General features: G+C 48.6%; 39 protein-coding genes and 2 pseudogenes. 15 read left to right on the top strand and 26 right to left on the bottom strand.

The window, feature by feature from the left end; genetic code table 11:
* Positions 1-46: 46 nt before the first annotated feature.
* From NGAR_RS05435 to NGAR_RS05445, 3 genes are all read left to right on the top strand, one after another.
* The gene (locus tag NGAR_RS05435; RefSeq protein ID WP_015018666.1) at positions 47-754 is read left to right on the top strand and encodes an SHOCT domain-containing protein; all 708 of its coding nucleotides are present in this window, start codon (positions 47-49) and stop codon (positions 752-754) included.
* A gap of 75 nt (positions 755-829) precedes the next feature.
* The gene (locus tag NGAR_RS05440) at positions 830-1117 is read left to right on the top strand and encodes an SWIM zinc finger family protein (protein WP_148681031.1); all 288 of its coding nucleotides are present in this window, start codon (positions 830-832) and stop codon (positions 1115-1117) included.
* Between the two features lie 162 nt (positions 1118-1279).
* On the top strand, positions 1280-1609 hold the full coding sequence (locus tag NGAR_RS05445; protein ID WP_015018668.1) for a DUF2024 family protein: 330 nt from the start codon (positions 1280-1282) through the stop codon (positions 1607-1609).
* A gap of 561 nt (positions 1610-2170) precedes the next feature.
* On the opposite strand, the gene NGAR_RS17240 is transcribed toward NGAR_RS05445, so the two are convergent.
* The 11 genes from NGAR_RS17240 to NGAR_RS19300 form a co-directional block, all read right to left on the bottom strand.
* Positions 2171-2335 carry an FxLYD domain-containing protein gene (locus tag NGAR_RS17240; protein WP_015018670.1) on the bottom strand — a complete coding sequence of 55 codons (165 nt, stop codon included), beginning with the start codon at positions 2333-2335 and terminating at the stop codon, positions 2171-2173.
* Between the two features lie 368 nt (positions 2336-2703).
* On the bottom strand, positions 2704-3054 hold the full coding sequence (locus tag NGAR_RS05450; protein ID WP_015018671.1) for a hypothetical protein: 351 nt from the start codon (positions 3052-3054) through the stop codon (positions 2704-2706).
* A 76-nt stretch (positions 3055-3130) separates the two neighbouring features.
* Positions 3131-3931, bottom strand: a complete 801-nt coding sequence (locus tag NGAR_RS05455; protein ID WP_148681032.1) for a proteasome assembly chaperone family protein — start codon at positions 3929-3931, stop codon at positions 3131-3133.
* Positions 3928-4266 carry a hypothetical protein gene (locus tag NGAR_RS05460; protein WP_015018673.1) on the bottom strand — a complete coding sequence of 113 codons (339 nt, stop codon included), beginning with the start codon at positions 4264-4266 and terminating at the stop codon, positions 3928-3930. The genes NGAR_RS05455 and NGAR_RS05460 overlap by 4 nt, the downstream gene beginning before the upstream one ends.
* A 38-nt stretch (positions 4267-4304) precedes the next feature.
* Positions 4305-4433 carry a hypothetical protein gene (locus NGAR_RS18735; protein WP_266190393.1) on the bottom strand — a complete coding sequence of 43 codons (129 nt, stop codon included), beginning with the start codon at positions 4431-4433 and terminating at the stop codon, positions 4305-4307.
* A gap of 39 nt (positions 4434-4472) precedes the next feature.
* Positions 4473-4757 (bottom strand): hypothetical protein, encoded by a 285-nt coding sequence (locus NGAR_RS05465; RefSeq protein WP_015018674.1) that lies wholly within the window; start codon positions 4755-4757, stop codon positions 4473-4475.
* Positions 4758-4788: 31 nt separating this feature from the next.
* On the bottom strand, positions 4789-5028 hold the full coding sequence (locus NGAR_RS05470) for a hypothetical protein (RefSeq protein ID WP_148681033.1): 240 nt from the start codon (positions 5026-5028) through the stop codon (positions 4789-4791).
* 33 nt (positions 5029-5061) lie between these two features.
* Positions 5062-5181, bottom strand: a complete 120-nt coding sequence (locus NGAR_RS17245; RefSeq protein ID WP_187147681.1) for a C2H2-type zinc finger protein — start codon at positions 5179-5181, stop codon at positions 5062-5064.
* 87 nt (positions 5182-5268) lie between these two features.
* The gene (locus NGAR_RS05475; RefSeq protein WP_015018676.1) at positions 5269-5790 is read right to left on the bottom strand and encodes a nitroreductase family protein; all 522 of its coding nucleotides are present in this window, start codon (positions 5788-5790) and stop codon (positions 5269-5271) included.
* A 19-nt stretch (positions 5791-5809) separates the two neighbouring features.
* Entirely contained in the window at positions 5810-5950 is a 141-nt protein-coding gene (locus tag NGAR_RS17250; RefSeq protein ID WP_187147682.1) for a hypothetical protein, read from the bottom strand.
* Between the two features lie 86 nt (positions 5951-6036).
* Entirely contained in the window at positions 6037-6339 is a 303-nt protein-coding gene (locus NGAR_RS19300) for a multiubiquitin domain-containing protein (RefSeq protein WP_015018678.1), read from the bottom strand.
* 231 nt (positions 6340-6570) lie between these two features.
* Here NGAR_RS19300 and NGAR_RS17255 point away from each other — a divergent pair, with 231 nt between their 5' ends.
* The 3 genes and pseudogenes from NGAR_RS17255 (at position 6571) to NGAR_RS05490 (ending at position 9172) form a co-directional block, all read left to right on the top strand.
* Positions 6571-6708 (top strand): hypothetical protein, encoded by a 138-nt coding sequence (locus NGAR_RS17255; RefSeq protein ID WP_187147683.1) that lies wholly within the window; start codon positions 6571-6573, stop codon positions 6706-6708.
* 532 nt (positions 6709-7240) lie between these two features.
* Complete coding sequence (locus tag NGAR_RS05485) at positions 7241-7903, top strand: dienelactone hydrolase family protein (protein ID WP_148681749.1); 663 nt, start codon at positions 7241-7243, stop codon at positions 7901-7903.
* Positions 7896-9172: pseudogene (locus NGAR_RS05490) on the top strand (erythromycin esterase family protein). Before NGAR_RS05485 ends, NGAR_RS05490 begins: the two are co-directional and overlap by 8 nt.
* A gap of 223 nt (positions 9173-9395) precedes the next feature.
* Here the strand turns inward: NGAR_RS05490 and NGAR_RS05495 are convergent.
* A complete protein-coding gene (locus NGAR_RS05495; protein ID WP_148681750.1) occupies positions 9396-9893 on the bottom strand; it encodes an NADH-quinone oxidoreductase subunit B in 498 nt (165 codons plus the stop codon).
* Between the two features lie 121 nt (positions 9894-10014).
* Positions 10015-11190: an NADH-quinone oxidoreductase subunit D gene (locus NGAR_RS05500; RefSeq protein WP_148681034.1), complete on the bottom strand. Its 1176-nt coding sequence runs from the start codon at positions 11188-11190 to the stop codon at positions 10015-10017.
* Positions 11191-11346: 156 nt separating this feature from the next.
* Here NGAR_RS05500 and NGAR_RS05505 point away from each other — a divergent pair.
* Positions 11347-11969: pseudogene (locus NGAR_RS05505) on the top strand (LLM class flavin-dependent oxidoreductase).
* 306 nt (positions 11970-12275) lie between these two features.
* Here the strand turns inward: NGAR_RS05505 and NGAR_RS05515 are convergent.
* Both NGAR_RS05515 and NGAR_RS05520 read right to left on the bottom strand, forming a co-directional pair.
* Positions 12276-12644, bottom strand: coding sequence for a hypothetical protein (locus NGAR_RS05515; protein WP_015018686.1), 369 nt, complete (start codon positions 12642-12644; stop codon positions 12276-12278).
* A gap of 26 nt (positions 12645-12670) precedes the next feature.
* Positions 12671-13171, bottom strand: coding sequence for a hypothetical protein (locus tag NGAR_RS05520; protein WP_015018687.1), 501 nt, complete (start codon positions 13169-13171; stop codon positions 12671-12673).
* Positions 13172-13273: 102 nt separating this feature from the next.
* Here NGAR_RS05520 and NGAR_RS05525 point away from each other — a divergent pair, with 102 nt between their 5' ends.
* Positions 13274-13849 carry a hypothetical protein gene (locus NGAR_RS05525; RefSeq protein ID WP_015018688.1) on the top strand — a complete coding sequence of 192 codons (576 nt, stop codon included), beginning with the start codon at positions 13274-13276 and terminating at the stop codon, positions 13847-13849.
* Here NGAR_RS05525 and NGAR_RS05530 read toward each other — a convergent pair.
* Both NGAR_RS05530 and NGAR_RS05535 read right to left on the bottom strand, forming a co-directional pair.
* Entirely contained in the window at positions 13846-14229 is a 384-nt protein-coding gene (locus tag NGAR_RS05530) for a hypothetical protein (RefSeq protein ID WP_148681036.1), read from the bottom strand. The genes NGAR_RS05525 and NGAR_RS05530 overlap by 4 nt on opposite strands.
* A 37-nt stretch (positions 14230-14266) precedes the next feature.
* Complete coding sequence (locus NGAR_RS05535; protein ID WP_187147685.1) at positions 14267-14671, bottom strand: M23 family metallopeptidase; 405 nt, start codon at positions 14669-14671, stop codon at positions 14267-14269.
* A 178-nt stretch (positions 14672-14849) separates the two neighbouring features.
* On the opposite strand from NGAR_RS05535, the gene NGAR_RS17260 reads away from it, so the two are divergent.
* The 3 genes from NGAR_RS17260 to NGAR_RS05545 all read left to right on the top strand — a co-directional run bounded on the left by NGAR_RS17260 (position 14850) and on the right by NGAR_RS05545 (position 15786).
* Entirely contained in the window at positions 14850-14996 is a 147-nt protein-coding gene (locus NGAR_RS17260; RefSeq protein ID WP_187147686.1) for a hypothetical protein, read from the top strand.
* Positions 14997-15081: 85 nt separating this feature from the next.
* On the top strand, positions 15082-15363 hold the full coding sequence (locus NGAR_RS05540) for a hypothetical protein (protein WP_015018691.1): 282 nt from the start codon (positions 15082-15084) through the stop codon (positions 15361-15363).
* Between the two features lie 3 nt (positions 15364-15366).
* Positions 15367-15786 (top strand): hypothetical protein, encoded by a 420-nt coding sequence (locus NGAR_RS05545; RefSeq protein WP_015018692.1) that lies wholly within the window; start codon positions 15367-15369, stop codon positions 15784-15786.
* Positions 15787-15809: 23 nt separating this feature from the next.
* On the opposite strand, the gene NGAR_RS05550 is transcribed toward NGAR_RS05545, so the two are convergent.
* The gene (locus tag NGAR_RS05550) at positions 15810-16043 is read right to left on the bottom strand and encodes a hypothetical protein (RefSeq protein WP_015018693.1); all 234 of its coding nucleotides are present in this window, start codon (positions 16041-16043) and stop codon (positions 15810-15812) included.
* Between the two features lie 136 nt (positions 16044-16179).
* Between NGAR_RS05550 and NGAR_RS05555 the strand changes: the two genes are divergently transcribed.
* A complete protein-coding gene (locus NGAR_RS05555) occupies positions 16180-16581 on the top strand; it encodes a DUF6766 family protein (RefSeq protein WP_228369305.1) in 402 nt (133 codons plus the stop codon).
* A gap of 8 nt (positions 16582-16589) precedes the next feature.
* Here the strand turns inward: NGAR_RS05555 and NGAR_RS05560 are convergent, their stop codons facing one another.
* From NGAR_RS05560 to NGAR_RS05575, 6 genes are all read right to left on the bottom strand, one after another.
* Positions 16590-17081, bottom strand: a complete 492-nt coding sequence (locus NGAR_RS05560; RefSeq protein ID WP_015018695.1) for a hypothetical protein — start codon at positions 17079-17081, stop codon at positions 16590-16592.
* Positions 17082-17091: 10 nt separating this feature from the next.
* Positions 17092-17217: a hypothetical protein gene (locus tag NGAR_RS18740; RefSeq protein ID WP_266190394.1), complete on the bottom strand. Its 126-nt coding sequence runs from the start codon at positions 17215-17217 to the stop codon at positions 17092-17094.
* Between the two features lie 48 nt (positions 17218-17265).
* On the bottom strand, positions 17266-17391 hold the full coding sequence (locus tag NGAR_RS18745; protein ID WP_266190395.1) for a hypothetical protein: 126 nt from the start codon (positions 17389-17391) through the stop codon (positions 17266-17268).
* A 42-nt stretch (positions 17392-17433) separates the two neighbouring features.
* Complete coding sequence (locus NGAR_RS05565) at positions 17434-17772, bottom strand: DUF2795 domain-containing protein (RefSeq protein WP_015018696.1); 339 nt, start codon at positions 17770-17772, stop codon at positions 17434-17436.
* Between the two features lie 238 nt (positions 17773-18010).
* Complete coding sequence (locus NGAR_RS05570) at positions 18011-18607, bottom strand: hypothetical protein (RefSeq protein ID WP_015018697.1); 597 nt, start codon at positions 18605-18607, stop codon at positions 18011-18013.
* Between the two features lie 4 nt (positions 18608-18611).
* The gene (locus tag NGAR_RS05575; RefSeq protein ID WP_015018698.1) at positions 18612-19085 is read right to left on the bottom strand and encodes a hypothetical protein; all 474 of its coding nucleotides are present in this window, start codon (positions 19083-19085) and stop codon (positions 18612-18614) included.
* A 72-nt stretch (positions 19086-19157) separates the two neighbouring features.
* Here NGAR_RS05575 and NGAR_RS05580 point away from each other — a divergent pair, with 72 nt between their 5' ends.
* Positions 19158-19367, top strand: coding sequence for a hypothetical protein (locus NGAR_RS05580; RefSeq protein ID WP_148681038.1), 210 nt, complete (start codon positions 19158-19160; stop codon positions 19365-19367).
* Between the two features lie 100 nt (positions 19368-19467).
* On the opposite strand, the gene NGAR_RS05585 is transcribed toward NGAR_RS05580, so the two are convergent.
* Complete coding sequence (locus NGAR_RS05585) at positions 19468-19923, bottom strand: universal stress protein (RefSeq protein ID WP_015018700.1); 456 nt, start codon at positions 19921-19923, stop codon at positions 19468-19470.
* Positions 19924-20007: 84 nt separating this feature from the next.
* On the opposite strand from NGAR_RS05585, the gene NGAR_RS17265 reads away from it, so the two are divergent.
* Together NGAR_RS17265 and NGAR_RS18365 are read left to right on the top strand one after the other, a co-directional pair.
* Positions 20008-20163, top strand: coding sequence for a hypothetical protein (locus tag NGAR_RS17265; RefSeq protein ID WP_015018701.1), 156 nt, complete (start codon positions 20008-20010; stop codon positions 20161-20163).
* Positions 20164-20318: 155 nt separating this feature from the next.
* Entirely contained in the window at positions 20319-20429 is a 111-nt protein-coding gene (locus NGAR_RS18365) for a CDGSH iron-sulfur domain-containing protein (protein ID WP_266190396.1), read from the top strand.
* On the opposite strand, the gene NGAR_RS05595 is transcribed toward NGAR_RS18365, so the two are convergent.
* Positions 20423-21073, bottom strand: coding sequence for a DUF4443 domain-containing protein (locus tag NGAR_RS05595; RefSeq protein WP_228369307.1), 651 nt, complete (start codon positions 21071-21073; stop codon positions 20423-20425). The genes NGAR_RS18365 and NGAR_RS05595 overlap by 7 nt on opposite strands.
* Positions 21074-21118 lie beyond the last annotated feature (45 nt).

Raw genomic sequence — 21118 nt, forward strand, 5'->3', positions numbered from 1 at the left:
GATTTATCATCAAGCTACATATACAATACAGATCAAGCAAAAGTAAATGGCGCTTGAGGACAGGAAAAAGAGAAAGGGCCAGACTGCATCAACAATTGCAGAGGCAGAGCGCATGGTGTCCGATCAAGTTCCGCCAAACAGGCGCGAAGAAATGTTAGAGTATCTAAAACTGTTCGGCTACAAGCCCGAGCGGACAATACTTCAGGTGCACATCGTCGGCTTTTTCAACAAGCGCCGCGTGGGTGCAAGGGCTGTAGAAAAGAGGCAGGCAACGGCAAAGAGGTACGGCGGTACAACCTTTGTCGTAGTTGGCAGGACGCACGACCCTTCGATAATGGATCTTGTGATCAAGCCAAGGAAAAAGCCAGAGCAAACGAGCCCCGGCTATGTCGGCTACCTGTGGAAGAACAAGGATCCACAGAACAGGCCGCCGCATGAAATTCTTCCGCTCGACTTTACGCCGACCCATGTCCCATACCCGCAGGACTGGAAGAACATGTTTGCCACCAAGGGTTTCATGATAGCGCTGCATGTGCCGGCGTCTTTTGCAAAGGACAAGAACCGGCTGTCAAGGGCGCTGTATCAGGCCGGGAAAAATGCAGACGTAAAGCAGCGGTGGGACTTTATCGACCAGATAAGGAGCGCAGGCTACGGGCAGGAGCAAGATCCGCTGAACATATTAAAGATCAGGCTTGCCAAGGGCGAGATCAGCCAGACAGAGTATGAAAAATTGCGCCAGACTCTGGCCGCGTAATCTCTCTCCTCCCTCCCTCCCTCTCCCTTTGGTGCCACTCTCATTATATACCCATTTTGCGATTGCCCATCTGCAATGAACTGGTTGAGAAACAAGAGAAAGATCTCCAGCCAGGATTTGCTGGGGATGCTCAAGCGCATTGATCGCGCATACGGGATAGTGGAGCTGAACGAAAAAGAGCCTGTAATACTTGAAACTGATCAGAAAGAGAAATTGTACAAAGTCCGAAGCATGAAAGACAAGGACAGGTTCTACAATGTAGACACCGATATCAAGACGTGCACATGCCCGGATTTCAACTTCCGCTTCTTAAAGTGCAAGCACATTATTGCAGCCGAGTTTGCATCCGGAGCCGCCACCTAGGATCGGGGAATGGGACACGGATCGATATGCTCCAACAAGGGGTGTAGCCATCGGCTGGGCCTGCACCGCTATGACAGCAAAAAGAGGGCTCTTGTCTGCAGCAAGTGCAGGTGCGACAAGTACAAGTAAAAAATAAATCTCTTTCCTACTTTTCCAAATGCCATGCAGTCAAAGCTAGAACCCTACAACGGGTCGGGGAAAAAGGTAGTGGTCTACAACACATACGCAGACAAAGGAAGGCTCCACTTTGATGTCTTTATACCAACCGACAAGAGCCAAGCGTCGCAGGTATCAAAAGACGTTGACGCCAAGGCAGTCGAATACGCAAAAGAGTTCCTGCATCTGATAGGCAAGCCATCCGATGACATCGAAGTCAATATGTGTGAGCGCTGTCACATCGACAACACGGACCTTTATGCGAGCGAGCTGTGGAAACTGCCGGGAAAGGAGGTATTCATCTGGCCGATGGAAGGGTGCCCAAAACCCTCCTGATTTTCTTTATTGCTTAAAATTCACAAGTATATCATATGGCAGACGCGATATTATGTGGCAATAATTGTAAATCCTGCCACACCCCGATACTGACTTGATTGTTTTGTAAACTGGCACCAGAAGCTCTCCGATGGGTTCATGGTTCACAATAATCTGCGAAAGCCATTTGAGCACATTATCATAATTGCCAATCCCATGACGCCTCCTAGCACCGCAATTATGAACGCGGGAAACTCTGGCACAATGGTGTACTCTGTGCTTTCAATATTCAATGACGCTGAGAAAATGTTTTTGGAGTTTGGATTTCCCATGACGACCAGCTGAAACGGGGCCGTCTGGCCTGGCTCCAGATTTTCTGGTGTTGTTGATGTAATAGCCGAGCCGATAACTCGTCATTTTGATCATAAAAGGAAGCTGAGACCTTGATAAGGGTTGCAGTCGTATTACCCATGTTTGTCGCCCTGCCTTCAACAAAATAAACGCCGCGAGGATCAGTTCTACTCTCGTCTACAATTAGTCTCAAATTGCGGACTTTGACGTCTGCTTTTTCGCTGGAGATGGTCATATTCCGGCTGCGGATTTTTTGCTAATATCTGCTATCTGGTCGAGCAAAACGGTTTCAAATGACGATGTCTGATCTGGATGTATGGTATCAACATGCGTATTGCTTGTTGCAAGCCCCACGACCTTTTTGTCCTGATCGTAGAGCATTATAGTTATCTCCAAGCTCTTCTGGGAATATCAGAAATATTTTCGATCTCTCCACCGATAATTAATTATCCTGCCCGCATCGTCTTGGTATGTGTAAACTCCGTCTCAAGATATTCTGTCTATGCATAGGCAGCTTGTAATTCAGAGAATACCAGTAAAGCTACTATAAGCAGAAACGAAATTTTCGATAGCATCAATTATTTATATCAATTTTATAGTCATTTATGAGTCTTGATTTACTATTGAAGGTTCAGAACATACTGTGCGCTTGAATTGTAGCTATATTACGCTCGTTCGGTCGTTTCATAATATTTTGGAAAAATTCTATCTTTCAAAAAGAAAAGAGGTTTTGGCAGCTATATAGCTTGGTTGCCTTGCTGCCCTTACTCGCGCTTTACGAGTACATAGTGCGGTACATTTGCGATCGTCGCGGGATACGAAGTTTTGTATTCCCAGCCCAGCGCGAGCAACTTTCTTGCCTCGCCGACATCCGACACTGTAGCAATATCCACGATGCGCTTGCGCCGGGAAGCAAATGCCGAAGTGCCCTTGTGCACGTGCTCGTTGCCATTTTCGTCCACCAGCTTCCACTTGATCTTGCCGGTGGCTGGATCTTCGCCTACCTTTTCAAAGGCTATCGGCTGGTTTGGAAAGCCAGCGGCCTTACAGCGATTGCATTCTTGCATCTTCTTTTGCGGTTTAGATGCTTCCGCTTGAACTGCTGTTGATGACATTGGAAAAGATCCGCAAAATCTGCTAATAACAGGTGGAGCACCAAGAGGGGAGGGAGGGTGTGTACGTATGTGTGCCTCAGCTGTAAATGCCCGGGCCTCCGCCTATCTGCTGGTTCTCTTGTTGTCTTTGCTGCCTCTGAACAGAATTTATCAGTTCCTGCATCTGACGCTTTAGCTCGGCCGCTTCAGTCCTCAGCTCACGCACATCTATCTTGAATGGGTTGTTGGCAAGCTCGTTTGCCTTCTCGATTAGGATGGCCGCGCCTTCTGGGTCGGGAATCCCTGCTATCGATGATATCAACAGACCTGTGCATGGTATGCCATTTGAAAGGCAGGCCGCCAAAAGCCCACCAGATATCCCTGCAATGAATGCTGGTGGTGCGGCCTCTGCCTTGCCTTTGATATGGCTCAGGTAGCCGTGATCGTCTGATCGGCCGTCGCTTGTCATTACTAAGGGTTTCCTTGCCGCTTCTGGGAGGTTGAGAGTGGCTATCCCTTCTAGAACCATGATCTCCCTGACATCGTTGTCTTTTGCCCACCTGACGACAGCGTTTAACAGGGGACGGATGCCAGACAAAATCACGGGCGCATCACAAACAAGTATGCATGCAGTCCCCTCGTTGTTTGCATATATGCGGAAAGGGTGCCGCAGCCTGCCGCCTATGTACATGACACCGGGTGTTATGAAGTCCGAGTCAACATAAGCGATCTGGTGCATCTTTTGCTGCTCTATCATGTAGCTTGCGCTCATTGCCCCGACGATGCCCGGGCCGGGAAAGCCCGCAATCAGGATTGCATCGTTCAGCCTTATCTTCTGATTCCTTTCTACCGGCCTGATGGCTGTCCTCTCATTGTCCCTGCCGGCCATCATCATCATGTCTCTTCCTTTGGATTCGACACGCTACCCAGCATGGTTTCTTCAGTCCTTTTCCCTTTCCTTATTTCACTTGCCACCGAAGAGCCAAGGGATTTCTTGTTCTGTTTTGTAATATTCTCTACACTTTGCTGCTCATTGGCAAATGATCCTCTGTTCTTGTTGCTCTCGCTCTCCCTTGCAATGTTCCACGTCGATTCGGCATCCTCGGATTGAATATCTGATCTGGTGTTTTCCTGTCTCCTTTTGTAATCACCGGCCGAGAGGTGCCTTGACATCTTGGGCTCCTTGTAATCGTGATACTTGGTGTCAGTGTTTTTCTCCAACCTGTGCGACATGGTAGATACAGTGCTAAATCACTAAAATAGGTTACAGGTCAGGTCGCACGCCTCGAAGTCTCGGTCTGCGCCCCGTCAACATGCTCATTTCGTAGGTGCTCCGCCACCTGCTCTACAGTTGGGAAAGAATGATCGCATTTTGGGCACGTAAATCCAGTATCGGACATGGCTTTTTGCTGCTCAATATGGGATAAGACTGTTTTATTTTACTGCGATGCCGGTTTTTTCTTTCTCTGCATGCTTACAACTCCAAATATCGTCAGCGCAAGGCCAGCAACCATAACAAACAGAAACACGTACTCGCCGTAAAAGTATGATCTGGCCAAATCAGGGTTTCCAAATACTCCACGCGTTGACAGGATATCTGCCGCTTGAGAACCTACGGCGATCATGCCGCCAATGCCTATCACTATCATTACGGCGCCAACAATCGTTATGACCTTCTTGTTCTTAGCACCAGACAGTAGACCGATCCCAATTCCGCTTCGCATGGTTTATGATGCACAAAAAGCAAGTTAAACGTTACACGGGCTGGCTGGAAATCTCTGATAGGTCGTCTACCAGCCTGCCAAGCGCCTTGGCAACCTTTCTCTGGTCGTCCAGAATTATATTGATTGCAGTCCTCTCACGGGGACTCTTTGCCCAGTGTAAAATAGACCTTATCTCCTCGATGTTCTTTGTTGACTCTTCAAGGTGGCGCGAGCTGGATTCTAGCACAGCGCTCAGCACTTCGTACTTTACTTTTGCAGGGTCTCTCAACATTTGATATTGAAGCCAGATCCGATATGAACTTTTTTACAGCGATTCTGGGTGATCCTGTCTGTAATGTTTCGTCAGGTCTTCCATCGCTTCAAATGACGCTCCACATTCATCACAGGTATAGTTGTACCCTGCTGGAGTTGGTGATTCTGCCATGCACTACTCTGCACATAATGAATGATAACCATTACCGTCATCATGTCTCTTTACATATAATAATATCAAGTCCAAAGGTTTGCGTGATCACCAGCGCTCATGATGCACGAGCCTTTCTTTCTGGATGCGTTCCATCTTAGCAGGCTTTTCGTCCGGGTATCCGAGTGCAATTATGCCTACCGGCCTGACGTACTCTGGAATGCCCAGTATTTCCGACACTTTGTCGTCTTCAAATGCGGCCACAAACCCTGCTCCTATCCCTTCGTTTACCGCTGTAAGCAGGATCAGCATTGATGCAAACGCACCATCTATTACGCTGTAGAATTCCCTTCCGCGCTGACCGTAGCGGCCAACAGAACGTGAAGTGTTAGAGCATACTACTATCAAGACAGGCGCGTCTTCTACGTGCGCCTGATTCAGGGACGCCTGTCTCAACTTTTTCTTTACCGCCGGATCCCTAATGACTATAAACTCTTGGACCTGCGTGTGGCCTGCGCTTGGTGCCCTGCTGGCATTTTCAATCAGCTTGTTGATTATCTGATCTGAAACCTGCTTGGGCAGATACTTTCTTATCATCTTCCTTTTGCGGACAACGCTGTCAAACTTCATAATAATACCTGAAAATCAGTCAGTCCTTTCTCTCTAATAGGCCCTCAAGCCTTTCAATGGCATCCCTTACCATCTTGTTAGCTGTCTGATCCTCTGCAGAAAAAGAGTTGTTCAATAGCGCTATGCTTTGCTCAACTATTGATTTTTCAACTTGGTTCATTGATATGACATACAAAATATAGTTATTAAATCTACAAAATGGGAAGGAGTAACAAGCGCACCTCTATTGCCACACGCTTCCGCTGGTCAACACTGAAGTATACGCACTGAAAAGAAAATCAAAATATGGATTACAAAACAGGTCCTGCGCGTCGTAACAAAATTCATACCATTTTGCACTTCTATGCTTTCTCTGATGTCTACCTGATGACTTTTGTTCTTCTCAAGAATGACATACACATTATGGTCATCTGGCGGCAGATTGGCAATTTCTAGCGACTGTTCGCCTGTGAGAATTTTCTTTGGTGCGCGGATCTTTTTTCCATCAATGAAAATAATCAACTCGTCCGACTTTATGTTGCTAAGCCACAGACACAATAGCTGTTGCATGGTCTATCTTGATGTGCTCTTCTAGATCAAACACACTTGGAAAATTCTTACCACATCTTTTACAGTGGTATTTTGGTCTTTCAGGCATTTCCATTACTTTGACCATTCACTGGTATGCACTGCAAAATATAATACGGTTTCATATCTCTTAGAAACCGTTCACTCGACAAAAAAGGCCAAGGAATAGAATCTGTTTAACTAATAATTATGATGTATGGCAAGCTATATGTCATGCCATCATCCAAAGACATGAAAAAGAACCCCGAGACAAAGGGCGGAGCAGGCCCCGCAGCAAACGCATCTTTCAACCCGGAGCGAGGTTACGGGACGAGCGAACAGAAAGAAAAGATCAGACAAGCAAGCAAATAGCATGTTAAACTAGAGATATTGGTCTGCAGCATGAGCTGGAAGAGCACCCGCAGATGAGTAAGAGAGATGGTATCTTTTACAAGAGCTGCAACCGCTTGGAGTTGAGGTAAATAAGATCGACAATCTCGACAAGCAGGAGCCTCGAAACTTGGTTGAAAATATCAAACAGACGTTATTTCAGTAGTACAAAACGCATTACAGTCAGCATTAGCATTCCGGTTTTTAATGACTGAAAATTGCTTGTTATTTTTAATAAACCATGATGAGCAAGATACATTGGCTGTGAACGAAATGGGCAAGGGTTGGGTTTCGGCCTAACACCTGCCCAGAGTAGTTCACAGCCATTTCTGAATTTGCAGTGATAGATCAAATTGTTAAATTCTTTTCTTTACATGATAAGAACATGGCTGCCAAGAGCACCACATCGCTTGACAGCGTATGTACATGCCAAGTATGCAACCACGACTTTGCTCTGGATTGTTTGGATTGCACATGCTGCACAAAAGACACCCATTCAATGGTTCTGGACGACATGTCGACACCCAGCAGGCAGGTTGACATTCCTGCAGGTTCTGTAACACTTGAAGGCGATCTGTACCTTGGCACCAAGCCGGGAATCGTAGTGTTTGCTCATGGAAGCGGGAGCAGCAGGCACAGCCCAAGGAACCAGCAGGTTGCTAGCGTGCTGCAAAAGGCCGGTCTTGGCACCCTGCTGTTTGACCTTCTTACCAAAGAAGAGGAGAGGATTGACGAGCGGACTGCCCACCTGCGCTTCGATATAGGGCTGCTTGCAGATAGACTGGCTGCGGCGACCGACTGGCTGGCCAAGCGCGCCAGTAATTCTAAAATCGGATATTTTGGAGCCAGCACCGGCGCTGCTGCCGCATTGGTTGCAGCTGCAAAAAAACAAGACATGGTCAGCGCAGTCGTTTCACGCGGTGGCAGACCCGATCTAGCAGGACAACACTTGGGCAAAGTTCGCGCGCCCACGCTCTTGATAGTGGGAGGAAACGACCACCCTGTGCTTGACATGAACTGGGAAGCATTCAATAAACTGAAAATAAAAGACAAAAAGTTCGAGATAGTTCCGGGAGCCACCCACCTTTTTGAGGAGCCCGGCAAACTTGAAGAAGTGGCGCGCCTTGCACGCGGCTGGTTCGAATGCTACTTACATAGTGAGATGACTCATGCGTAACAAACTTGACCATCCTGCCGACCTTGATCCCTTGCTTGAACGAATAGGCGATAAAAGACATGTCCTTTTAGGCGAAGCATCGCATGGGACCTCTGAATTTTACACATGGCGGGCAGAGATAACCAAGCGCCTGATAACTGAAAAAGGATTTTCTTTTGTAGCAGTTGAAGGAGACTGGCCGGACTGCTACAAGGTTAACCGCTACATAAAGGGGTTCCAGAACTCCGGCTCAAATGCCAGTGATGTTTTGTATTCGTCATTCAAACGTTGGCCTACTTGGATGTGGGCCAACATGGAGATGGTTGGCCTTGTTGAATGGTTCAAATCCTACAACAATAACAGCTGCCAAAAAGGAGAAGAAGAAAAGGTTGGATTTTATGGCTTGGATGTCTACAGCCTTTGGGAATCAATGGAGGCAGTCGTACAATACCTCCAAAAAATTATCCCGATGCCGTACAAGCGGCGCTTAGAGCCTACAGGTGCTTTGAGCCTTTTGGAAAAGACGTAGAGGAATATGCAAGAGCGACGGCATTCATACCAGAATCATGTGAGGACGAGGTTATGGAAATGCTGGTAGACCTACAGAACAGGAAGGAAAAGTACGGATATGATAATAAAAGTGAATCTTACTTTAACGCAGAGCAAAATGCAATAGTTGCAAAAAATGCCGAGATGTATTACCGTGCCTTGATGCGTGGAGGTTCAATTTCCTGGAACATCAGGGATTACCATATGGCCGAAGCCTTGCAAAAGCTTGTAAAGTTTCACGGCAAAGGCGCAAAATCAATAATCTGGGCGCACAACATGCACATAGGGGACGCAAGGGCCACAAGCATGACTCGGGCCGGCATGATAAATATCGGCCAACTGGTACGCGAATGGGCCGGATCCAAGCAGACAGTTCTTGTTGGATTTGGAACGCATAGAGGAAGCGTCATCGCTGCAAGGGAATGGGGAGAACCAATGGAAAGGATGCTTGTCCCACCTGCTGCCGAAGGAAGCTGGGACGATCTCATCTGGCGTCTCGCGGGGAAAAACAGTTTGCTGATCTTTCCAGACGCCGGCATACCTGCGGTGACAATGGGACAGAGGGCGATAGGTGTAGTCTATGATCCGGAGTACGAAAAGTACGGAAATTATGTGGACACTGTTCTGCCGTCGCGTTATGATGCTTTTATACATGTTGGCGAAACGCACGCATTGCATCCACTTCATATGCGAGTTTCTCCTGATGAAGAGTTGCCAGAAACGTTCCCAAGCGGGTTGTAACTTGGCCTAGCCTTTACTGCTACTACTATTACCTGACACCGGAGGGGCCTTTGCTTTCTTCGTGCTCCAATTTCATATGTTCCTCTTTGTCCTGAACAGTCGTAAATGTTATGCCACATTCCTCGCACTTGAGTTCGTTATTGCTTCTTGCACCGGAAGACATTCTGCTACAAAACTAACACTCATCAGATAAGTATGTTTTAGTAAATTTTGTTTGCTGCCTCTATTTGATTTTGCTCCTCTTTATCTTCTCTTGTAGGAGCATGATCCCTTGTATAAGCGTCTCAGGTCTTGGAGGGCAGCCAGGCACGTATATGTCAACTGGGACAACACTGTCAACGCCTGGAAGCACATTGTAAGAATCAAAATACAATCCGCCTGTTATAGAGCATGCGCCCATTGCCACGACATATTTTGGTTCTGGCATTTGGTCGTAGACTAGTCTTAGCCTTGGCGCCATCTTTCTGTTCACTGTGCCTAGGACTATCAGCAGGTCGCACTGCCTCAGCGAGCCGAACGCTTCGAGTATGCCAAAGCGCTCTGCGTCGAATCTAGGACCAGAGGCAGCTCCAAGCTCTACGCTGCAGCATCCTGTCTCAAGGTGCACGGGCCAGAGTGACCAGACCCTGCTCCAGTTTATGGCGTAGCCTAGCGGCCTGTCAAGAGCCCTGACCAATATGTCTCCTAGCTTGCCTGCAAAAGCGTTGAACTCGGCCTCCATGTTATCAAGTCTTAGCTTGTCATTATTTTTTATCCTGCCAAGTTTGCCATCCATATACGCAGCAGTCTTGCATTTTATGAATTAAAAGGGTTGAAGATCAAGGTCATAAACTCTCCTTCTATTACCTTTCAATTTCTATCGGCCATATGTTGAGGCTCCAGTATATCATCGGAAGGTCTGCCAGCTTGGCTCCCTCAAGCAAGTGGGGAAGGACCAGCAGGTTTCTTACAGACGGCACGCTTATCTTATGCCTGTACGCCTTGGCCGTCCCGTCGCTTACCATGTAATGCCCCAAAGCGCCCCTCCCGGATTCCACCCTTGCATAGGCCTCTCCCGGAGGGCCTCTTGGGTTTGGCTGTAGCTTTGCCCTGACAGGACCTTCCTTTGGCATATTTTTTAGGCACTGGCGAATGATGTTGATGCTCTGGCGGACGTCATATATCGGAAGGATGCTCCTTGCAAACGAATCGCCTGTATTTGATACTGAAACCTCAAAGTCGAGTTTGTTATAGACCTCATACGGCTCGTTCTTCCTGACATCAAATCTCACGCCCGATGCCCTTGCCACTGAACCGGTCGTCCCATAGACTATGGCATTTTGCCTCGTCAGGACTCCTACTCCCTCACTTCTCTGCCTGAAAAGCGGGTTATCATAGAATATCTTGTCATATTCTACAAGCCTCTTTTCAAAGTAGCTTAGAAATTTCTCTGCTTTGTCGCTGAACCCTTCTGGAAGGTCGTTTCTGACGCCGCCCGGCACAAGCCATGCATGGGTAATCCTGTTGCCTGATGCCATGTCTGCCAATTCCACGAACAACTCTCTGTCGGCAGCGGGCCACATGAACATAGTCGAGTGGCCGAGGAAAATGCCGAGAATTGCAAGCCAGTAAAGCGTGTAATGTATCCTGTCGATTTCAGACATTATGGCGCGCAGGTATTGGCCCCTTTCTGGAACCTGAACCCCGAGCAATTGCTCCACCGCCAAGCAGTAAGAATACAAGATGTTGCTCGAGTCGTGTATGACCGGCCTTTCGATGTGGGGGACATTCTGGATAAACGTCCTGTATTCTGACATCTTTTCCTCGCCACGATGGACATAGCCTACGTCCGGATCTGCATGTACAATGATGTCGCCGTCAACAACCACTATTATCCTCATGTGGCCTGCGCCAGGGTGCTGGGGCCCGATGCTAAGCGTCATGTACCTGTCGGTCTCCTGCAGTCTTTCTATCTGCAATCCTGGCGGGATGCTGCTACTACTGTTTGCGTCCTGAAAATTACCTGCACTGGCGGCCATAAAGAAGCATTCACAGTATCAAATAAATCAATTGCAAAGAAAATTTTCTACAACTCATAATAGACATCTCTTCCCAGGCTGCTCATCGTAAGGTTTGGCATTCAGGCTGCACATGAGCAGGTCAACCCAACCGACCTTTTGAATGATGTTATTGCAATGGACAGACACGGCATCAAAAGATGCTGGCCAAGCGATCACTATATGCCTTGGTGGCACACTGGCGCTGCAGGAGGTGCTGCGTGGCCGTGGCTTGGCGCGGCACTTGCCAAGACAAACAAGATTGCAATAGGCACCGGCGTTACGGCACCTATACTACGCTACAACCCTGCAATCGTTGCTCAGGTGTTTGCGACGCTTGGATACATGTTTCCCTGCAGGGTGTTCTTTGGGCTTGGGACAGGAGAGTCGCTAAACGAGGTGCCTGCTGGAAGCGCCTGGCTCTCAAATCATGAACGGCTAGAGCGGCTCGAAGAGGCGATCAAGCTGTTATGGGTAGAGGAATGGGTGACTTTTCAGGGCAAGTACTATCAGGTCAAGGATCAAACCTCTACACAAAACTGGCGCAGCCAGTCCCGATATACATCGCTGGCCTTGGCGCGCAGGCCGCAAGGCTGGACGGTCAGGAAGCAGATGGCTTTGTAACAAACGAGGCTAACCATGAGCTAATAAAGAACAGGCTCTTGCTGGCGTTCAGGGATGGGGCAAGAAAAGCTGGCAGGGACCCGGAAGCGCTCGTCAAGGCGATGTTTTTGCCTGCGTCGTACGATCCTGACAAGTAAAAGGCGCTTGAGTCGAGCGGCTACTGGCGCGGGGCAATGGTAAAAGCGTTATTTGAGGCAAACTTTCCTGACTCGCGCAAGATAGATGAGAGCGCGCAAGTAGTGGTATAGACACGATGGAAAAAATGACGCTTGTAGCATCAAGCGCCGATGAAGCGATAAAAAGCTGGACAAGTACGTCCAGCTTGGGCTCACAGACATTGTGCTCATAAGTTCCAACCCTGACAAGGAGAGTTTCATCAAACTGCTGGCAAAGGAAATAGCTTCTGCCTTCAAAGCAACAACAGGCTGCACGGACTGCCAGCGTCAGCTAGACCTGTTTTTTCTAAAATACCATGCGGCAGCCACTATGCCTGCGGCGACAGCTGCGCCGATCCCGGCAAGCATCGGTATTCCAAGCGGGCTGGCAGGTTTGGCCACTTCAGCAGTTTCGGTGGGCTGATCTTGTTGCGGCTCAACTCCAGTTATTGGCGCATCAGGCGACGGGTCGGCCCCTTGTCTAGGCAGCCCCTCGTTCTGCTCTCCAGTCTCTTCAAGACCGCTGTACTCGCCTCCTTGCTTTTCTTCGGTGGGCTGTTGCCCTGTGTCGTTTGCACTTGGCGTTTGAGCAAAGGCTCCGGCCATTATCAGCAGGATTGTCAGCAGCAGTACGAGCATGTACCTTTTGTTGTTCAACAAGAAATTTATGAGATGACTAGTGACTAGCTGCGCTCGCCCTTTACGATCGTCCTGTAAAACAAGTCTGCAATGACAGGCAGTTCTAGATAGTCGATGAGTATGGCTATCCAGGCGACATAGTACGGGATCTCCACGGCGCTGGCTGACCCAAAGAATGTTTCATAGACTACCTCATCAGTTATCCAGAATATGTGGAAGACCTGCACGGACAGCATCGCCAACAGTAACGCGTTCTTGTCCGAGCCCTTCTGGTGCTTGTAAATGCTGAGGGCATAGTAGGTCACGCCAGCCGCCAGCGCTGGAATCTCGATGTAGTCTATGACTACGAAAAACAGTAAAAGCGGGCTACTTATCTGCAAGCCAAGGGCGCTGTTGCCCGTTATCATCTTGACAACAACGTCGGCCGTAAGCCAGTAGAGGTGTATCAGTTGGAGCAATATCAGCACGAACGCTACCTTCAGGTTGAGGTTCTCATACCTGCGCCAGAATCCTAGCAGCTTTTGCAGCGCGGCTGACACGAACAACTATCCTATTATCCTGTTAATTGTCCATTAATAGGACTGTAAAAAGATTAATATCTTTTCTTTATGGAGCCGGCTGCCAGAATCAGCAGTGCTAACCATTATGTGGGATACCCGTTCCTCATTCTTATGGCATCACGAAAAGAAGAGCGAAAGGACGAAGCGGCGGCGCGCCAAGCCGAGGCCCAAGAAGTTGTGAGCAGGACGCTTGATGAGGCAAGAGATAGTACCAAGAGGGCCCTTGAAGAGGCAAGGAGGGACATATCTGCTCGCACGGCGTCCTTTAACGAATATCAGGAGCAGACCATCAATGCCGCAAGGGACATTGCAGACAACTATCTAGAGTCCCAGAAAGAGATCGTTAATTCAATGCAGTCGTCGTGGGTTCCCTTCATTGAAAACATGTACGGCATGTACTGGACAGGCTGGATGTCACCAAGGAGGATGACTGAAGTTTACGCAAGGATGGCAAGGAACTTTTCTGATAATGCCATATCCGCGACTAGGATGGCGAACAACATGGTGTTTGCGAATATGGAGGCGGCCAAGGCATCAATACAATACACGAGGGACAACATGAGGGAACTATCCCGTATGAGCATCAATGCCGTAAAGACTTTTGAAGACACATCGAAAAGCTATCAGGAATCAATGAGGACAGAAGAGAAGCGGCGGTCCTAGGCAGAATACGCTTCCGTCGGGGCAAGTGTGGCCGAGCCGGTAATGAACTCTATGTTGGGGTCCTCGCTCAAGAGCCTGTCCAGATCCTCGATATGAATGTGGATTGCCTTGAACCGGAGAGTCTTGTCCTCCTCGATAGAGGCCATGCGCTGGAATTTCTGAAATATCCATTCTTTTTTCTTGTCCATGTCGGTGCCTGCAGGGTATACTACCTTTAGCATAACGCTCCCTTCCCAGTCGCTATATGTGGTCTGAAGTTGCAGTATGTTCAGGAGCAACTTTTGATCAACTTTTGGAAAAAGAGTTGACGCCTTGCGCAAAAAATCTTGATAATCTTGCTTCAGCGCCGAAGCATTGGCAGTTGTTGGTCTGCTGGTCATGTTCAATGACTGGAAACTATTTCTATTAACGGTTGCACTACAAAAAATCATTCACGGACAAGGTCTCAAAATTGACCCAGATGTTGCTGCCCGTAAAGACAAAGACCTGAAAGTGCAAATGGGGCACATACGTAAACCCTGTCATCCCCACGCGTGCTATGATATCGCCTGCCCCTACAAGCTGGCCGATCCATACCTTTGCACTCTTGTGAGCGAGATGGTCGTACCGGGAATATTCGCCGTTTGCATGCTGTATGACTATAAAGTTGCTGTCCTGCCAATATTCGATGCTCGGGCCGCCAGTATACGAGTCATCCCTGACAAACGTGACAATACCGTCAGCTGCGGCAAGCACTGGCGTGCCGGTATCGACTATAAAGTCAATAGCATTTTTCAGCTTTCCGATGTGGGCAGGCGATGTCGTTCTGTCTATCTTTCGCAACGCATCTTTTGGTACGGGCAGCAAGTAACGATTGATGGCTTGCACGCCATACTTTGCACATGCGTACTGATAAAGAGGCCGCCCTTGCCAAAGCGAGTTTTCAGTTTCTTGTAATAGTATCTGATTAGCCGTCAAACTGCCCAATGTGCTATATATTATATTGCGTGGTCTACGTGCAATGACATCTGACATTGAAAAAGGCGCGGAGAAGATAGGCGACAAGATGAAAGCAGGCGCCAAGACTGCAGAAAACAAGGCTAGGGATGCCGGAAGCGATGTAAAGGCGGAATACAAAAAGGAAGAAGTCAAGGAAAGGATGGATTAATTCTCTATTTTTATTTTTCTTTGTAGAAATGGACAGGAATTAACTGTGTATCCAGTTAAATGTAAAGCTGTCCCATTGAAGCCAAATGAGTCAAAAAAACGCTACTAGTAGCCAACAAGATATCCAGCAATCAGCCTCACAATGGTCAGAAATAATCGGCCAACTTTTTGACAGATTGACAGGCAAGGGTGCTTCCGTGACTTATACATTTGACAACCTTGTTATAGACATGCCGCGGGCACAGGGTCCAGGAGGACAGGATATAGGCAGCGCAAAGTGGACGGTCAACGGTAAGATAGTAATAACTGCTGAGGCGCACCGGATGGAAGAAGCCGGCCAAAGGGCGTCCGTTTCAACGGCTGCATGAGCCATGCTGGGCGGCAGACGACACCTGCATATAGATCCCCAAGACCAGCCAAACGACTGGTTGAGTAAAGCGCTGAAATCTGCATCAAGCGGTATGCTTGCAATTGATTTTGAAAATAGGCCGGTAGTAAGAGTAACCATAGACAATGGCACACTGGCAGTTGATCTTTTACAGCCCGATATCTTCAAGACGCCGCAGGATGAAATAGGATTATTTGACAAGCTGAAAACCGCAACAGAATTTGGCCGCAAGCTATCGGACAATGATGTGACCATATCTTTTCTCAGGAGGGGCAAGGAAGCCGTGCGGCTGGGAAAGGATGCCAAGCCGACATTGTCAAAGCTGATTACAAGAAGTGATGACGTACAAATGACCAGCGTGAAGGAATTCGCTGGGTTAAAGAGCGACCTAAAGACCGACTGATTTCCGCGGCAGCTACATCATTATTATTCATACTTGTAATTCCGCTCTACGAAGCTGCCGTTTTCGCTAAGATATACCACGCCCTTTTCGATGCCTTTTACTGATGATTTTGGTATCAAGTATTTGTCAGGAGTTATCGGGCCATATGACACAACCAGCTTTTCGGGCTGAATTTGCGTAACAACTCCTACATCTTTGCCGTCGCTTGTAAAAACCGGCTTGTTGACCAGAGCCTGCCAGTCGTCTATTGATATCATATATGATCTTTTGGGTCAAGTATTTGATTTAAGAATTTACAAAAAAGATCGCCAGCTTTGAGTATTAGCTAGTAAAAAGAACCCCTGATAATTTCTAGCTGACATTAATTACGATGTCTGCCTACTGATGACATATATGGTATCGACAGCGCTGTCAAACAGATTCTATATGGGCAGAATAAAAAAGCGCGGATATCTCTGGGTCACACTCGGATTCTTTGTGATCAGCATCTCTGCCCACTGGACTTTTGCCTGGTTTGCCTATATTGATGAGCAAAATGCACACAATCAGCCAGTGCAAGCAGGCGACTACTTTAACAAGACATTTCGGGATACAATGGAGAACTGGCAGTCCGAATTCCTGCAGCTGATATGGCAGGTCGCTGGCCTTTCGTTTCTGTTGTACGCAGGATCGCCACAGTCTAAGGAGGAACAGGATAGGACGGAGGAAAAGATCGACTTTATCATCAAAAAGCTCGAACCAGAGAATGCAAAAAGGCTGCTGGAAGAGTGGGACAGAAAATATCCAAAGAAATGATGATCATATCACACGTCTTCCCCTCTGGGCGTGTTTGGAGACACGTCCCTAGAATTAGCTGGCGTAATACTTTCGCGTCCAGAATAGGGATCCGGCCTGTTGCTCTCGCCAATGCGCCTGCGGTTGGCCTTGTTTAACGCCCTGTCACGTACATAGGACTTTTCGCTGCCGGTTCTTCTTTCTACAACAAGACCAGCTGCCACTTCAACATCATAAGCACTGTCATATTCCGTGCCGTCATCAAGGTTGTTCCTTGCTGCTTCAAGCACATCGTTGATCCTGTTGCCCATGGCCGGCGACCTCTGGTTAAGGTGACTCAATATCTTTTCCTTTGTGGCAGGAAACGCTAGGCCCTCCAAAAGATTTGCAAGCTTTGACGCTTTGTCCCTGTCAACTGCTTCGTTGGTAGGCGGCTCGCCAGTAGTGTCACCGACACGCTCTGTTCTAGCATTAACACCTGATTGTTCTACGTTAGTATAGTTGCGATCTGTTGTTGACATATATATACAGTCACGCCCCTGTGCCCGGCCTTTTCGTGCTGCGCTCCCTTTCAGACTCTGCCCCCTTGCTCAAGTCTTCATCGTCTTGCTGTCCTTTGCTCTCCAGCTTTTCGCGTTTTTTCAAGTAGTCGCTCATGCAAATACCGTGGGCACATCATTAATGATAAAGCGTGTAGAATAATCTTCAGATTGATTGTTGGTCTCTATGAACGCTGTTCTGGTGATGCTCAAATTCCTGTCTGTTTGGAAACACATGATCGCACAGGCTGCACTTGTACGGCGACTCTTCCTTCAGGTCTCTCATAGCCATGAATAATGGGTATAGGCGCGCCATTTGATATAAACGACACACCTAGCGGATGCCCTGTTCTATGCCATACGCTAAGTCCGCTTCATCAAAGTACTGCTTATCGGGCATGTTTTTGACGACTTGTATCACTTCAGGCGTGACAGCGGGCTTGTCCTTGTTTTCTTCGACGTATTGTACTATCTCGGCTTTAGTCTTGGGTAGATTGATCTTGCCTTCAAACACGCCGTTAACGATGTCATTTACCGTGACCGTCCTTTTCTGGTGATGTGCCTCTGCAATGTGCTCATTAAGCACGTCGCGGCGATCAAAAGTATTGCCGCAGACCTTGCAGACAAACCTACTGCTTGAGCTTGGGCCGGATATGGGTGTCTCTTCTGACATGCACAAATTCTGCTCAACATAAAATAAAAACAGTAAAATTCATTTATTCCCTGTAGGTTTGGGGGATCCCCGCGCCCGCGAGAGCAGGCACGGTTCCTCCCGCCTACCCTACGAGGGGTTCCCGCGCACTACTAGCAGCACTTCACAGGTCTTACCCTGCTTACTGCCCTTTTCGCACGCGATTGTCCTCACAATGGATTTCATGGTATTTTATAGCTGGCGAAAATACTTCCGGCATTCAGGCTCTCTTTGGCTTTTGATCTCTCGGCCTGTTGTTCCTGTCAATCCTTTCTTCCCTGAGGGCCTTCTTGAGCGGACTCTCTCTCTTTCTCCTCTCTCCCTTAGGCCTGCTGTATTTTTCAATCTTGGCTTCGCGCTCGCGCATCGCCCTCTTCCTTATCTTTTCGCCTTCCGGCACCCTCTTTTGGCTTGGCGTTATTACAGCCGACTCGATTTGGTTTGGCGCAAGGCCAAGCGAGACCGCATCAAGCCTCAGCAGGCTCCCGTGGGAAGCAAGCCATTCTATCTTGCCGCTGACGGACCTTGCCATCTCCTCGTTTTCTGCGACCAAGTAGACCTTGTCAAGGCCGCTTCTCAAGCCGCGCACCGCAGCCTCCTCTATCTTGCGGAGCGACAGCTGGTTGTCTTCTGTGTCCTGACTCCCGCCCTCTTCGGCTTCCAGCCGGACAAAGCCGCATTTTATGTTCGGCAACGCGGGGTGGACGTTGATGTTCCAGACAACGTCAATCGGGCCTGCTCCATAGTCAACGTCATGCTCTACTTCAAAGCCCTTCCCTTCGCCGGCGTCAATAAGCCTTTCCAAGTTTTGCGCCATTTCTTTACACTGCCTCCCCTGTCTGCACACTGTCGCGCTCGCGCGCCCCCTGCACACCTGTCTTTGACACCAGAGTCGAAGGCGTGAGGACGGTGACGTACTTGCGCAGCTGCAGTATGCTCTTGTCAGGCATTGACTCTATTGCTTCCTTGACTTGGCTAGTCATAGTCTCGGTAGGCACCACAAAGACGAGCTTATCAATCAGATTCAGCATCGCCCTTGCAATCCCCTCGTTTATTGAAGAATGAGAGAACTCTGTAAGGCATATGAAGCCTAGGCGCATATCTGGCAGAGACTCGGAGCCCGGCTTGAAGACCCAAGCCACGTGTACCGGCCCGGCACCAAGGTCGTGGTTTTCTATCACTTCGTACCCAAGATCTCGTCCCATCTGGATGATCGGCGCTTTCAGGGTGTCGATCATTTGCAGCCTTTCTTGCGCGCGCTGCTCTGAATAAGCAGAATAATCTTGCTGACCCATGCCGCATATGACACACTATGCTTTTTTATCGTTACATGATATGACATGCTGGTTGGCTGGCATTGCCATTTCGTGAACGTTTTTAGTGCATACAAGGCTAGGATTTCCATGAGCCACAAGAAAGAGATCGAAGAGCCGCTTGATGTCGAGCAGGCCAAGGAACTTGAGCTTGACGAGATGCCCAAGCCGACACGGAAGGTGAGCAATCCCTCGGTACCTGTGCCAGACAACGCCGAGCCTAGCACACATGATCGGATAAAGGGAAGGCGCGTGATAAAGTAGGAGGTAGTAGCTTAGCGCTTTGACGCAACGTAGACAGAAAGCTCATCGTCTGATCTGAACATCGCCTCACAGAGATAGCACTTGAACACGACAGGATTGATCATTTCACTACCATCACGGGACAGGTGGCGTAGGTCACCACGCCTGATGCGACGCTGCCTAGCAGCAGCTTGGTAAAGCCTGATCGACCCTTTGTCCCTGTCACAATAAGGTCTACCTTGTTCTTTTCTGCATAGTCCACTATCGCTGGCACCACAGAGGTGGGGCTTGCAACAATCTCTGTCTTTACTTTGACGCCTTGCTCTGCAGCCTTTCTTTCGATTTCGTCAAACCACTTTCTGGCCTCCTGCTTTGCTTTTGCCAAGAGGTCGTTTATTGTGCTTGGAGTGACAAGCCCGAACGCGCCGGAAGAGTATGCATAGCCTAGCTGCGACACGACGACATTGAGTGCGATCATCTGGGCGCCGTGGTTTTTTGCAATCTCTATGGCATAATCAGCAGCTTTTGCCGAAGACTCGGAGCCATCCACGCACACAAGTATTTTTGTAAACTTCAACAATTACTGTTATATACTACACACGATATAAGGTTTGAAAAAAGTATGGTTAACTATTAAAGAAATGACGCGTATTGGTTATTGATGTGGGGCTTTAGCATTTACCTGATAAGGATTGCCGACTACTTTTACGGCCGGCGCAGCAGAAAAAAATGCGACGTGTGCGGCAAGAAATTCAACAACATTGACGAAATGGAGGTGCACAGAAGGGACCTTCACCCAGACGCAGTCACAACCTAGTCAGCGCTAAAAAACCAAGTCAGTGCGGAATTACTACCTAGTTTATTTAACTGCCTTAGTATAGCTGTCCGCATGGTAAGATTAGTTAGAAAGGAAGATAGAGGTCCAATACAGGTCAAGGTTGGAAGCGAGACAAAGTGGAATGCATGTGCGGATTGAGCAGCAACGAGCCGTTCTGTGACGGCTCGCACAACAAGACTCTGGACGAGCAGACCGGCAAGGTCTACATCTTCAACAAGGACGGCACGCGGACAGAAGTTCAGTGATGATGGTGTTTCTCGTGACTGAATATCGTCAATAGCGCCGCGTTCTTGGCCGCCAGCTCGGCCGTTTTTTCGCTGCTGTCTGCGCTGCCTATTATGACCACGTCGCCCTCCTTGGGCCTTAATTTTTCGACCAGCATCCTGCGCACCTGCGGCTCTTTTTTGAGCGAGTCATGTGTGCTTGCAGGCATCACGAACTTGCCCTCTTTGAAAATGAGGGTAGTGGCACCTGTCGCGCCCATCTTTATTGCCGCGTCGCGCTGCTCTATGCCAGACCTGACTGCAAATCCAAATTCTCTGACAAGCACCGCATAGTTAAACCTGCCAAGGGCAACAGAACACTTGGGCAGGCTCAGCTCTGACGGCATAGCCGAGAGCAGGCCTTCACATATGCTCTCTCCTTTGGCAGTCATTTTCGTACCGCCGTTTGAAGTCTGCACAAGCGCATGCATCTTTAGGTGCTTTACAAGCGTCTTGACAGTTCCTTCGCCAAGCGCTAGGTTGTTGGAGAGCGTGTCCCTGCTTGTCCTGCCATTTGTTTTGATCAGCTGGAGCGCTGCCAGCACGTGCACCACGTCAAAAGAAAGCGCCCTGCTTGGAGCGTACCTGCTGGCAACTTTTTCAAGCGCCCTTATGTACATGTGCATTGCGCAGTACGAGTTGGCCGGCGCATTTATTTATTCTGCGCAGGT

This window comes from Candidatus Nitrososphaera gargensis Ga9.2, from assembly GCF_000303155.1.
Classification (GTDB): Archaea; Thermoproteota; Nitrososphaeria; order Nitrososphaerales; family Nitrososphaeraceae; genus Nitrososphaera; species Nitrososphaera gargensis.